1 protein-coding gene is annotated in these 602 nt (G+C 79.2%); it reads left to right on the top strand.

Going from position 1 to position 602, the window contains the following annotated elements; translation table 11 throughout:
* Positions 1-602, top strand: a 602-nt coding sequence (locus DT057_RS35135) for a condensation domain-containing protein (protein ID WP_162501631.1), incomplete at both ends; no start/stop codon positions are given.

Genomic DNA, 602 nt, shown 5'->3' with positions numbered 1-602 from the left:
GCGGGCGCTGCACGCCGTCGTGCTCGACGCCGGCACCGCCGCCGCGGTCGCGGCGCGCGCGCGCGCCGCCGAGGCCTCGCCCTTCGCGGTGTGGCTCGCGGCCCTCGCGGCGTTCCTGCACCGGCACACCGGCGCCCGCGACCTGCGCATCGCCGTCCCGGTGGCGGGCCGCCGGCACCCGGGCAGCGACCGCCTGGTCGGCTGCTTCGTCGAGACCGTGGTGGTGCCGGTGGCGCTTGATCCGGCCCGCGGCTTCGGCGACCTCGTCGCGGCCGTGTGGCGCGACCTGCGCGAGGCGCAGGCACACCAGGACGCGCCCTTCCACCGCGTGGCGGAGGCCCTCCGGCCCGGCCGCCGGGCCGGCCGCGCCTCCCTCGCGCCGGCGATGCTGAGCCAGCAGCCCGTGCGGCGGGTCCCGGCGCCGGTCACGCCCGATCTCAGCCTCGAGCCCTTCGGCGCGGACACCGGCACGCCGGCCTTCGACCTCGTGCTGGAGATCACCGAGACGGGCGACGGCGTCGAGGCCGTCCTCGCCTGCCCGGCCGGCCTCTTCGACGCGGCGACCCTGGCCCGCTTCGCGTCCGCCTACCGGTCTCTTCTGG

The sequence above is a fragment of the Methylobacterium crusticola genome (assembly GCF_003574465.1).
GTDB lineage: Bacteria > Pseudomonadota > Alphaproteobacteria > Rhizobiales > Beijerinckiaceae > Methylobacterium > Methylobacterium crusticola.
This window is presented reverse-complemented; position numbering and strand designations above follow the sequence as displayed.